We start from the raw sequence: 12,027 nt of genomic DNA, 5'->3' as shown, positions 1-12,027 counted from the left end.
TGTGCTGCTACCATGTCGCGCTCGAGCCGCAGTAATGATCCGGTCCAATTCTGGCGCCGAAATAGAGGAGAAGTTCAGGCAGATGTCGTTGAGAGAGACTCTATTGCGCTGCGCTAAGCGGAGTTGACGCCCGTCAATATCACTGTCGTACCTACGCATACGCTTCGTTCATGGGTCGTTTGAGAGACGTCTGAGAGATGGCTTCAACCCATAAAGACGAGGTCATTACGCATGCCCGCCAGTAGCGCGTTCCGCAACGAGAACATCGTGATGCTAAGGCCGTCGCAGGCCGAACGTAGCGCGGACGGGGGCACCGATATTCAACGGCCGACACTGAGTTGCGCTGCGGATCAGGTCGAAAAGATCCTTGTCGCGAATAAATTCTTCTTCCGGAATGGCGGCTCAGAGGCCGTTATGTTCGACGAAATGGACTGGATGAAGGGGCGCGGCATCGACGTCATGGAGTTCTCCATGCGCGACAGTCGCAATCGCCCGTCGAAATACGAATCTTACTTCGTTTCCGAGAAGAGCTACAAGGCGGGGTCGAGAAGCAGCAAAATAAAAGCCGCGATCTCCTTCGTTCGGTCTCAGGAAGCCGTAAGTAATATTTCCGCGCTCATACGCGACGAGAATCCCAACCTTTTACATTGCCACAACATCTACCATCAGCTGACGCCGTCGATCATCAATGCCGCTGCGCGGCTTCATACGCCAGTCGTCCTGACGCTGCACGACTACAAGCCGGTTTGCCCGGTCTACACGCAACTGTCGAATGGCGCAGTTTGCACAGACTGCACCAGCGGACGTTTCGAATCGATTTTGCGTAAACGATGTGCGGACGGGTCGCTGGGGCGAAGTGCGTTACTTTGGGCGGAAGCGCGCTATCACGCGGTGGCGCAAAGTTATCAACGTGTCAGTCAATTCATCGCGCCCAGTCGATTCATGCGTGACGCCGTCGCACGCCGGTTTGGAGACGCGAAAGTCACGCATATTCCCAATGGTATCGACGCCTCTGCGATCCAGGTATCTCGTGAAGATAGCGGCTATATCCTGTATCTCGGGCGACTTTCGTCGGAAAAAGGTGTGGCCACCCTGCTGAAAGCACATGCTGCAGACAGTGCCATTTGGCGGCTTGTGGTGGCCGGGACCGGGCCTCTGTTATCTGAGCTCCAGACGCAATTTCCAGACGCCGAGTTCAAGGGACATCTGGCTGGTGCAGATCTGACGAGTGTCATTCGCGGAGCCGCCGTCGTTGTGGTGCCTTCGGAGTGGCACGAAAACAGCCCGCTCTCGATCCTGGAGGCGATGGCGCACGGAAAAACCGTTCTTGCATCGCGAATTGGTGGAATTCCCGAGTTGGTCAGAGACGGATTGACCGGGCTGCTGTTTGCCTCGAAGGACGTTCACGACCTATCGAGCAAAATTCGACTGCTGCTCGCGGACCGTGACCTCCGTGGGCGGCTTGGTGCTGAGGCCAGGAAGGTCGTCGAAGCCGAATACTCGCTTCAAGCCCATGGGGCGGCGCTGCTCGCGCTCTACCAAAGCGTCGTGAATCCCCTGAAGGAACAGAACAGAGTCGGAGTATAAAATGGATCTCACTATCATTTCGACGTTCCGCTGCAATTCCAAGTGCCAGATGTGCTATATTTGGCAGAACCCGACCGATCCGCGGGAAGAGATATCACTCGAGACATTGTCGAAACTGCCGCCTGGCTTCGACAACCTCAATGTGTCGGGTGGCGAGCCAACACTTCGCAAAGATCTCGCCGAGATCGCGGACCTACTTTATCCGAAAGCGCGGGTCCTCGAGATTTCGTCGAATGGCCTGCATCCCGAACGCCTGGTTCCAATCATCAAGAAGTATCCGAACATCAAGGTTCGGTTCTCCGTCGAAGGTGACCAAGTAACCAGCGATACGATCCGGGGCGAGAAGGGCGGCTATGCCACGAAGGTCGCCGGGCTCCGGATGCTGAAGGAGGCGGGCGGCACGGATCTTGGCTTTGCGATGGTGATCCAGGACGAGAATGTCGATCAGCTGGTCGATGTCTACGAATTCGCCCGCAAGGAAGGCTACGAACTCGCAACCTCGACGCTGCATAACGCCTGGCAATTCTACAAGAACGACAACTATTTCTATGATCGGCGCAGTGTCGCGCGCAAGGTCGAGGGGCTCGTCGAGGCGCTGTTGAAAAGCAACAAGCCGAAGAACTGGTTCCGCGCCTATCTGAATCTCGGTTTGATCGAGAAGATTCTCGGTCACGACAGGCTCATTCCCTGCAGCGCCGGAAAGGATTTTGCGTTCATCGATCCGTGGTCGGATGTCTGGGCTTGCAACGTCCGGTCCGATCTTCCGATGGGAAATCTTGCAAAGCAGTCGTGGGATGAGATCGCCAACAGCGACACCGCCCGGAAAACGCTCGGCAAGGTCGCTGGATGCGCACAGAACTGCTGGATGGTGACCACCGCACGGACAGCGATGCGATCCCGGATCGTGCCGCAACTGCCAAAGCAGGAGCCATTGATGTGGGTTCTGAAAAACAAAGCCAAGGTGTCGATGGGCAAGAAGATCTGCTTCGACAGCTATATCGACTATTCGGATGCGCGGCCGTCGCCGCATGTCGAGCGACCGTCATTCCTGGACAAGACCGTCAAGGCCAAGCTGGTCAAGGGGCGCATAACAACTGACCAACATTACCCACTGAAGTCATTCATCAACAACTAAGAGCGGGGAGTGGCGTCATGGGTAAGCGAGAGGTCTACACGTTCGGGTTTCGTGGCTTCCCGGACGTTCAGGGCGGGATCGAGAACCATGTCGAGAATCTCGCACCGAGGCTTGCGAAGCTCGGACAGGGTGTAACGGCCTGCGTGCGATCGCCATATGTGGACGCGCAGGAAGGCGATGCTTGGCGCGGAGTGAGGATCCTTCGCCTCTGGACTGTTCGCAGTGTGTATCTCGAAACGTTGCTGCACTCGCTGATCTGTGCGCTCGTCGCCGGGATTAAGCGACCGAGCGTCGTGCATATTCACGGAATCGGCCCGGCGATTGTGACGCCGTTGCTGCGATTATTTGGCTTGCGCGTGGTCGTGACGCATCATGGCGAGGACTACAATCGAGAGAAATGGGGTTGGGCTGCGCGGACGATTCTGCGGACCGGCGAGGCATTCGGAATGCGATACGCGCATAAGCGGATAGCTGTCAGTCGCAGCATCGGTCAGCTCATCGAGGAGAAGTATGAAAAGACGTGCGATGTCATACCAAATGGGGTCGTATTTTCCGAGCTTCCGCTGAACACAGACAAGATCAACGCGCTGGGTCTCGAAGCGGGGCGGTATGTCTTGACGGTTGGGCGGCTGGTCCCCGAGAAGCGGCAGATCGATCTCTTGCGGGCGTTCGAGGGACTGAAATCGGATGGATGGAAGCTCGTTATCGTTGGGCGGATCGATCACAAGAACGAATACGCAGATCGGCTTGTGATCGAGGCGCAAGGCCAGGACAACGTTGTGATGGCCGGATACCAAAGCGGCGAGACGTTGCGTCAGCTCTATGCGCATGCGGGACTTTTCGTATTGCCGTCGTCGCATGAAGGATTACCAATCGTCCTACTCGAAGCCTTGAGTTATGGGCTTCCGGTGTTGGTTAGTGACATTCCGTCAAACTGCGAAGTTGTGACGGATCCAGCCAATATCTTTCCGGTTGGCGATTGCGAAGAACTCAGATCGAAGATGGCTGCTCTCACTGCGGTTCGGATGGGAGCGGCCGAGCGCGAGACGATTCGACACGAGAGTACGCGCCGTTATGACTGGAATGATATCGCTTCGAAGACACTCGAAATTTATGATGCCGTGATGGGAGCGTCCCACCCGGACAGATCGACAACGCGTCCGCAGAAGGACAAGGATGACCTCATCGTCAGACCTCCAATTGGGCGCCGGCAGAAGCGACGACCATCGATGGTGGTGTCGGAGGTTGCGGTGATGAGGGCAAAGGCTGAGGAAGCGATCACCGATATGAGTGGCCGTCGATGAGCGAATTTGCGATCGAAGGCCGACCCACTGTTGCGGTACCGAAATCGTCTTACTTCTCGATGTTCTGCATCGGCTTGTTGATCGTCAATCTTTGCGCATTTCTTTATCACTTTCTGGGAGCGCAAGTCTTCAATGCCGTGGGAAACGCCGTCAGCCTCGCGATCATCGCATATTCAATTCAGATCATTATGCAGTCGAAGCGGGAAGACGGCGCGGCGAAGGGATATCTGCTCGTCGCGCTGGTGACGACGACGTTAAGTGTCATCTACAATCTGCAGGTTGCGTCGATGACGGATGCTCTCAAGTATCTGTCAATCTATGTGTTCTATGCTGCGGGACGCGCAACCGGTGGCAAGATGAAGCCGATCGAGTTGCGCTGCATTGTTGCGCTCGGCATTGTGCCGATACTTTTCTTGCTGACCAAAGGGAGCAGCAAGGTTTACGAGAATGAGAGCTTTGCGAGTGAAGTCTTCTCGTATTTTCCGAACGCGAATACCGGTGTTCTGTATTTTTCTGCGCTTCTGTTTGCGGTAACGCAGCTCTACGGCAACCGGGTCATTCTGTTCCAGTTCATCAATGCTATCGTCATGAACAAGCTGGGGGCAGCCGTCGCGACAGCAGTGGCATCCTGCTTGTGGATCGTCATGCCGATCCGGAGCAGTTCTATCGTTGCTCTTATTGCCGTTGGCATAGGCGGTGCTGTCGCGCTGTCGGTTGGCGCCCTCGATCGCGGAATTGCGACGTTCGACAACTTGGTGCTGGTATTCAGCATGGATCCGAGCGCGATTGCGTCAATGTCCTACAAGCAGCTTGTCACCATGACGGGTTCCACAGATCTTTCGGCATTCTTTCGTCTGATACATTGGACGGATATCTGGAATGTGTATTCGAGCCAGGGGACCGGTGTTTTTCTCTTCGGTTACGGATCGGGGCAAACGGCGCTTGTCACCTATGCCGCGCTCGTTGCGCATAACGACTATCTGCGCATTCTGGTAGAGTACGGTTTGATCAATCTCGCCATCTTCGTTCCATTTCTGATCCACGTTTACCGATCACTTCCGGTTGGAGCGACGCGAGTTCTGTTTGTCGTTCTCTGTATCTATTTCTTCTCGGAGAACCTTCTCGATAATTTTACATCGATGGCCCTGTACTTTGCCTATGCCGGCCGGGCGTCGGTGATGCATGGAAGCCGTTCCGACGCGCAGGCGAGCGTAAGGAAAAGGGCGCGATACATCAGTCGGGAGACCGACGAAAAAGAATTTCTCTAGCTGGCCCGAGATGTCGAACCGTGAAGATTGTAACGGCTGAACGTGGCGGTCCGTATGTGAGGCCGAGCGCTGCGTGTGGGGTGGATAATGAGTGAGACGCCGAATGTCGTGGTCGTGGGCGGCGCTGGGTATATAGGGTCGCATTGCTGCAAGGGTCTTGCAGAAGCCGGCTATCGTGCAATTTGCTATGACAATCTGTCGACGGGACATCGATCATCGGTCAAGTGGGGCCCATTGATCGAAGGCGATATTCACGATCAGCGACGCTTGGCGGAGACGATTGAGAAGTATCGCGCCGTGGCGGTGTTTCACTTCGCCGCCTCGAGCCTCGTCGGCGAATCCGTCAGTGATCCGGAAAAATACTACAGAAATAATGTTGAAGGCACGGTGAGTCTGTTGCGTGCCATGCGCGATGCGTCGTGCAAGACATTGGTGTTCTCGAGCAGCGGCGCTGTCTATGGATGCGTCGATAAGGATTTGATTGAAGAGAGTGAAGTCCTGCAGCCGATCAATCCATATGGGAGAACCAAGCGGATCGTCGAGGACATGTTGGCGGATTTCGGTGAAGCCTATGGCCTGGCGACAATCTGCCTGCGATACTTTAACGCGAGTGGTGCGGATATTGGCGGAGAGATTGGCGAAGACCATTCCCCCGAGACGCATCTAATCCCGCGCGCTATTCTGGCGACGCAGGGCAAGCTGGATGATTTTGCGATTTTCGGAGACGACTATGCGACTCCCGATGGCACAGCCATACGTGACTATATTCACGTTACGGATCTGGCGCAGGCTCATGTCCTTGCCTTGAAGCATCTTCGCGCGGGTGGGGCCGGTGGATGCTTCAATCTGGGAACGGGAAGGGGATACTCCGTCAAGGAGATTATCGGTCAAATTCGGCGTGAGACGAATAGGGAGACGCCGTTCGTCATCAAGCCTCGGCGGAATGGCGATCCGCCGGTTCTGGTTGCAAATCCGGGGCGCGCCAAGGCAGTTCTGGGCTTCCAGCCCAGGTATTCCGACCTTTCGACCATCGTCGGCTCTGCATGGAAGTGGCATCAGCGAGCGACCTGAGAGAGACGCGGTATGCGATGCGCTTTCACGCAGTCATAGGCTGTCGGTTTGCCGTTATTATTCGGCTATCCAAATCGCACCGGATTGAACACTGGTGGCGCCGGCGTGCGAACATGCTAAAGGGAAGCGGTACGTAGACCCTGGACGCCGGTTCGTGCGCACACCGACTGGCAATCTGTTTAGCCTGAGATAGCCGGCGCCAATGACCATTGTTGAAGCAGAAGCTGCCGCCTCGCAGATCGCAGCAGGCTTGCTCGATCGGATCATAGATGATGCCAAGGTTAGCCTGAGCGTCGCCGATGCACCCTACCTCAGCTCGTTGCCGGAATTCGCGAGAAATCCGATCGCCGTGGCACATGATAAGCTCAGGGAAATTGTAGAAGCGTTATTGCAATTTGAGACGGTCTGCGAAGATGCATGGGAATTTCAGAGAATCGCGAGCGGTCTGACGCAGGCAGAGGAGGCCAGCCGTCCGTATCAGCGTCTGAGATTCGTGCATTCCCATTTGGAGTATCTGTGCACCTCGTTCGACGAAGCGGTTATGCGTTTTGGGGTCTGTTATAACGTTGGGCTCGAATTGCTATCTGCCGATGAAGAGCCGGTCGATGTTGGGTCGTTGACGCCGGGTATCCGCTCCAATTTGCAGGCGGCGCATGGTGAGACGTTGCCAAATGTGGGGCCGTGGTATACGGCTTCACCGAAATCGGCCGAGTTTCCGTTTCTCAATACGCCACGGATCGCAAGTCGCTGGCCAGATGAGTGGCCGTCTTTCGCGGAATTCTATGCTGAAGCCGATAAGGCGCTGACTCGTGAAATCCAGCGCTGCTGCGAGGAGATGCGAGCGAGATCCACGAGTATTGTTCTCGCCCATGGACCGGCTGTTCTTGAATTAGTTGGTCGACACAACACGATCGTTAGAAATTTCCAGTCGCAAAATCACGCTCCGTGAGGAGTGAGAAAAGGCTCCTCGAGGGGCGCGCATCTGGAGCGGCGCCCCCTAAGATTGATGTTGTCAGGTGTGCTGCTGCGATTGCGCTAACGTCTGTGAGAGAGTGGTGAGGGAGTCGGCCGCGTTCGCCAAGGGGCTGGTCCCGTAATCTGAATTGACAGCACTTGTGGCGGAATATTGATTGATAAGGTCGACGGCACGTGATGCCTGAGCCAGACTGGCCTGTGACGCGGATGTTATCGGCTGCTTGGCCACCAAACTCACATTGTCATAAAGTGCGCCCAAGCCGTCGCCACCTTGGCCTGCGACCTCACGAATGGTCAGACGGTCAGACCCACCTGTGCCGGTCACCGTAAAATTATAGGTCTGCCAGCTATTTCCTGGTGGTACGCGCGCGACCACGGTGTCGTTCCAGAGAATTTCCATGGAGCAGGTTGCCCCCGTAAAGCCAGGCCGACTGCGCGCGTCGAGTGAGAGGTCGTAACTCTGGCCCTGGATAGTCAACACGTTCTGGTAGAGCCCGTCATCGGCGCCAAGATAATCGAGCTCTCCAAAGTTCACGCCATTGGTCGCTTTTACGCCGTTCAAATTGTTCCAAAGTTCGATCGTGCCACCGCTGACGGCCGACCATCCCGGAATCGTACTGAATCCAGCAAACCAGCTGGATTTCACGGCTGATGCCTCGAACGATCCGTTGACCAAAAGATTCTCACCCGTGACCGGGGGCGTAGAAGTCCCGTCTCCATCGACCCTGACGTTGAGCGGCGATGACGCTGTACTTGAGTTGCCGGCGACATCGGTGGCCGTAGCTGAAAAAGTGTGAGTGGCCGTCGATAGTGGCCCCGTTACCAAACTCCATGATCCCTGCGAATCGGTCCTTACGGTCCCGATCTGGGTCGCCCCATCGAACACCTTGACGGCGCTGCCAGCCTCCGCTGTGCCGGTCAGCTTAATGACAGTCGCGTCGGTCTTGCCGTCTCCGACGACGCCCGTGTCGGGAGAGAACGAGAGAAGCTTCGGTGCAGTGGGGGCAATCGTATCGACCTGAACAGTGAGGGTTGTCGATGCGATGCTCGTGCTTCCTGAGGCACTGATGGCCTTTGCAGTGAAGCTGTGCGACGTGCTGGTAAGCTGCGCCGTCGCAAACGTCCATGCACCGGACGCATCAGCCTTGGTGGTCCCGAGAAGCTGGGATCCGTCAAAGACGTTGACAGCGAGTCCCGGCTGAGCGGTTCCCGTCAACTTCAAGACAGACGCGTTCGTAATGCCGTCGCCGACGACGCCGCTATCGGCGCTGAAGAGCGTGATGGTAGGCTTTGGAACTTCCGTAACCACTCCTTCAAGCGGTGGTGGCAGGTCTGCCTGAAATTGAGCTGTCGTTGAGGAATAGAACCCGAGCGTGGTCCACTGAGTCGACAGCTCGACCCAGTTGCTCATGCCTGCCCCGGGATTATTGGTCATTCCGTTGGCGTAGCCGACCGAAGGGGTGCGCCACCAATCGGCGCCAACATTGGCGATCAGTTGCAGATTGGGATCGCTGACCTTCATATCCATCTGCACATAGACGGCGTCAACCGCCCCTGCTGCATAGATACCGCGCGCGCTGGGCCAGAAATGGTCGTTATATCCGGCCGGGGGCGTCGCCATTGTGGCGCTCCCCGCGGTCTGGGACCCGATCTTCATGGCGATCGCCGAGTTGCCGCTGAAATCGGCAACGAAATGCGCGCCCGCAATCTGGTTATTGGCCTGATTCTGAACCAGAACCCACTCACCTGTGGCCTTCAGGTGCACATAAGTCTTGGCGTTGGCGACATCGATGGTGGCATTTGGATTCGAATACGCCGGGGCACCAGCCTTCTGATAGACTTGCCCCCATCCAGTTACCGACGTGAAGTCGGATGGCGGACCGCTATAGCCAACTGGCCTATACAAACCGTTGTACCATGCGTAGCTCGCCGGCACGCCAACTGGTTTACCCTCACTATAACCGATCGTGTTCTGAGCTATGATATCCGAAACAGAAATTGCCATCCTATGTCCCCGGTTGTCGCTGCTTGGTGCGCCCGACTTCAAAAGAAATACCTGTGAAGAGCATCCATCTCGGCAAAGAAGATGGGATTTTGACTGTTTCGAGATTGTACCCGTACGAAACATGCGGGCGACGCGAAACTGGAGTTTTGCCGAGTGCCCACCGAACTTGCATCTGTCCCGGATGTCAGCCGATGAGGATTGATGTGACGAAGGCTCTTGTCGTTTGAAACGATTCGTAGCTTATGCGTAGTAGTTGTGCAGTCGCCAATAAATCGTGCATTGACGAATCAACAATAGTGTAGCGAACCGTGGCAACACATTTTGTTTTCAATGTGTTCGTGTTGCACCGCGTAAAGGGCAGCAGCAGCGACACACTGATCGAGTAGTAGCTAACTACATAATACATTTAGAGAACGCATCTGCATTGAATGCGAACGTCAGTGTAATCGCGGCACTGTGTCGCGGCGTGCAGTTTCCAAGACGCCTTTCAAGATAGCTATTGCGGTTGGGTTTCGCGACTGAGGGAACAAGGTATCCTCGCGATGTCGCGCCGCTTCGTTTTCGTAGGCATGTAGGGTGGCCGCGTGGATAGTAAGGGAGGCGGTGGATCGGCCCACAGGTCGTCGTTGCTGGTCGAGTAGAAGCGTAGCGTCGACCACTGCGTCGAAAGGGTGAGCCAGTTGCTCATTCCGGCTCCGGGATTGTTTCCGAAGCCGTCTTCGAATGCGGCTGTTGCGTTGCGCCACCAATCGGCCCCGACGTTAGCGACGACGTTCAGTGCGGGATCAGCCGATCGCATATCCATTTGTACGTAGACCCCGTCAACGCTAGAGGCTGGATAGGTGCCGCGCGTGACGAGCCAGAAATGGCTATTGTAGCCGGGCGGTGGCGCGCCAATCATCGCGCCGCCGCCTGGGCTTTGACGAATCTCCATCCGGATCGCCGCATTCTTGGAAAAGTCGGAGACGAAATGCGCACCGGCGAGCTGTATGCGCGCCTGACTTTGGACCAATACCCAACCATTCCGTCCTTTGAGGTGGACATAGGTGCGTGAATTGGCGACCTCAATGACCGGATCGAGTGTGGAGTATTCGGCTGCGCCTATCGCGGGATAGATTTGCCCCCAGCCGGTCACAGCGGTGAAGTCCGGTGGTGGCGTACGGTTGTTAGGCGGCCTGTAAGATCCACCACACCAGGCAAACGTCTTCGGGACGCCTGCAGGATACTGATCGCTGTAACCCGGAGTGTTTTGAACCGTAGCGTCTACTAGTGGTGTATCAATTGTGACCTCTCGCTCCGGTTTGAATCGCGGTATTCCAATTCGCCGTGAAGCCAGGTCCGCTGAATAAGCTGCCTGCCGATAAGGCTGCGCCAGAGCGGAATGCGGTGTCGCGATCGTGAGGAGTTGCGTTGAATCAGATGCCGGAGGGGCGGAACCGTCAAAAGCGTTGGCGCTAACATTGAATGCAAGCAGAAGCGTTCCAGCAGCTGCAGTCACCGATTTTCGCTGATATCCAGAAGAATGTTGAGTGCTATTCTGGCCTCGAAAAAATGCCGTCCATGGGTGAAACGGGTGCCGACAAGCAGGCATTTTCACACCAACTGCTCTGACGCGCCCCGACGCCGCTGGCGCAAATAGTCTGCAATGAAAGGAGGGCAGAGGACGAGTGCGAAGAAACGTAAGCCGACTTTTGGTCCGGCGGATGTCAGATAACTGCGGAATTTCCAAAGTAAGGTGATAAATCGGTCCATCTTCCCGCCGCTTGATCGATAATCGGAGAGAACGGTCAAGCCTCGTTGTGCAAAACACCGACGGGCATTGAGCTGCAGAAGACGCTGTTGCTCGGAGTCTCCGACATACTTCACGGCAAGGTCAGAAATCATTTCCTCCATATGCCGTCCGTCCAATAGCAGCTCCTCCGGACTCAATCGGGACGTCTCGGAGTTGCCATGATAGGAGAAGGTCGCGCACGGCTCGTTCACCAGCCCAGCTTCGCCTAGAAATAGAAGTGGTGCCCAGGCTGCGATATCAGCCATATGAGGACACTCCAGAGGAAATCCTCCATTTGCCCGAACGTAATCGGCACGCAGCAGAACGCTGCACATGGTGACAGTAATGTTGTTCTGCAGGAACTCATCCAATACTGCCGTTCCTGGCCAGATTCCCGTCGACAACTTTCGGCTCCCGCGAGCCGCGAACGTCTTGCCAACAGCTTCAGAATGCAAATTGCTCAGCGTAACGACTATCGGCAGGCCGGGTCGTTTACGGACAACGTCGATAGCTTTCTGAATCATAAATGGCGACACACGATCGTCGTCGGAGAGAAAAACGACATAATCGCCCTTTGCATTGGCGAGACAAGCATTCCAATTCGGCAGTAGTCCAATATTGATCTTCTGCTGGACAATACGAAGCTTCTCGTCTGAAAATTCCTTCAGCACCTCGTACGTTGTGTCCGTTGATGCATTGTTGGAGACCAGAACTTCGAAATTGTCGTAAGTCTGAGCGAGCGCCGACTTGATGCAATGGCGCAGATGCCTTGCGCGATTAAATGTCGGAATGGCGATTGTGACCATTGGCGACTGAGGGCGCGCTGATCCTGCGTCTAAACGAGACGGGTCCAAATGAACGTCATCATCATTATCAAAACAGAGTTGATCCATAATCCGTCCATGTATACT

The 12,027-nt window shown here is 55.7% G+C and carries 9 protein-coding genes; 6 read left to right on the top strand and 3 right to left on the bottom strand.

Annotated features, from left to right (window positions below; all coding sequences use genetic code 11):
- Positions 1-231 precede the first annotated feature (231 nt).
- The 6 genes from AB7951_RS20795 (at position 232) to AB7951_RS20770 (ending at position 7,314) form a co-directional block, all read left to right on the top strand.
- Positions 232-1,587: a glycosyltransferase family 4 protein gene (locus AB7951_RS20795; RefSeq protein WP_439062532.1), complete on the top strand. Its 1,356-nt coding sequence runs from the start codon at positions 232-234 to the stop codon at positions 1,585-1,587.
- A 1-nt stretch (position 1,588) separates the two neighbouring features.
- Positions 1,589-2,722, top strand: a complete 1,134-nt coding sequence (locus tag AB7951_RS20790) for a radical SAM protein (protein ID WP_093760290.1) — start codon at positions 1,589-1,591, stop codon at positions 2,720-2,722.
- Positions 2,723-2,739: 17 nt separating this feature from the next.
- Positions 2,740-4,026 carry a glycosyltransferase family 4 protein gene (locus AB7951_RS20785; RefSeq protein WP_439062533.1) on the top strand — a complete coding sequence of 429 codons (1,287 nt, stop codon included), beginning with the start codon at positions 2,740-2,742 and terminating at the stop codon, positions 4,024-4,026.
- Positions 4,023-5,294, top strand: coding sequence for an O-antigen ligase family protein (locus tag AB7951_RS20780; RefSeq protein ID WP_439062534.1), 1,272 nt, complete (start codon positions 4,023-4,025; stop codon positions 5,292-5,294). Before AB7951_RS20785 ends, AB7951_RS20780 begins: the two co-directional genes overlap by 4 nt.
- Positions 5,295-5,381: 87 nt before the next feature.
- Positions 5,382-6,365: a UDP-glucose 4-epimerase GalE gene (gene galE / locus AB7951_RS20775; RefSeq protein ID WP_120289199.1), complete on the top strand. Its 984-nt coding sequence runs from the start codon at positions 5,382-5,384 to the stop codon at positions 6,363-6,365.
- 202 nt (positions 6,366-6,567) lie between these two features.
- Complete coding sequence (locus AB7951_RS20770) at positions 6,568-7,314, top strand: hypothetical protein (protein ID WP_175366928.1); 747 nt, start codon at positions 6,568-6,570, stop codon at positions 7,312-7,314.
- Positions 7,315-7,377: 63 nt separating this feature from the next.
- Here AB7951_RS20770 and AB7951_RS20765 read toward each other — a convergent pair whose 3' ends face one another.
- From AB7951_RS20765 to AB7951_RS20755, 3 genes are all read right to left on the bottom strand, one after another.
- Positions 7,378-9,345, bottom strand: a complete 1,968-nt coding sequence (locus tag AB7951_RS20765; RefSeq protein ID WP_439062535.1) for an Ig-like domain-containing protein — start codon at positions 9,343-9,345, stop codon at positions 7,378-7,380.
- Between the two features lie 496 nt (positions 9,346-9,841).
- Positions 9,842-10,843, bottom strand: coding sequence for a hypothetical protein (locus AB7951_RS20760; RefSeq protein ID WP_439062536.1), 1,002 nt, complete (start codon positions 10,841-10,843; stop codon positions 9,842-9,844).
- A 95-nt stretch (positions 10,844-10,938) separates the two neighbouring features.
- Entirely contained in the window at positions 10,939-12,009 is a 1,071-nt protein-coding gene (locus tag AB7951_RS20755) for a glycosyltransferase family 2 protein (protein ID WP_439062537.1), read from the bottom strand.
- Positions 12,010-12,027 lie beyond the last annotated feature (18 nt).

Source organism: Tardiphaga sp. 285_C5_N1_2 (genome assembly GCF_052076065.1).
GTDB lineage: Bacteria > Pseudomonadota > Alphaproteobacteria > Rhizobiales > Xanthobacteraceae > Tardiphaga > Tardiphaga robiniae.
This window is presented reverse-complemented; position numbering and strand designations above follow the sequence as displayed.

Bases quoted from the DNA above. Each gene is read 5' to 3' on its own strand.
- AB7951_RS20795 (WP_439062532.1), top strand. From the start codon at position 232: ATGCCCGCCAGTAGCGCGTTCCGCAACGAGAACATCGTGATGCTAAGG.
- AB7951_RS20790 (WP_093760290.1), top strand. From the start codon at position 1,589: ATGGATCTCACTATCATTTCGACGTTCCGCTGCAATTCCAAGTGCCAG.
- AB7951_RS20785 (WP_439062533.1), top strand. From the start codon at position 2,740: ATGGGTAAGCGAGAGGTCTACACGTTCGGGTTTCGTGGCTTCCCGGAC.
- AB7951_RS20780 (WP_439062534.1), top strand. From the start codon at position 4,023: ATGAGCGAATTTGCGATCGAAGGCCGACCCACTGTTGCGGTACCGAAA.
- galE (WP_120289199.1), top strand. From the start codon at position 5,382: ATGAGTGAGACGCCGAATGTCGTGGTCGTGGGCGGCGCTGGGTATATA.
- AB7951_RS20770 (WP_175366928.1), top strand. From the start codon at position 6,568: ATGACCATTGTTGAAGCAGAAGCTGCCGCCTCGCAGATCGCAGCAGGC.
- AB7951_RS20765 (WP_439062535.1), bottom strand. From the start codon at position 9,345: ATGGCAATTTCTGTTTCGGATATCATAGCTCAGAACACGATCGGTTAT.
- AB7951_RS20755 (WP_439062537.1), bottom strand. From the start codon at position 12,009: ATGGATCAACTCTGTTTTGATAATGATGATGACGTTCATTTGGACCCG.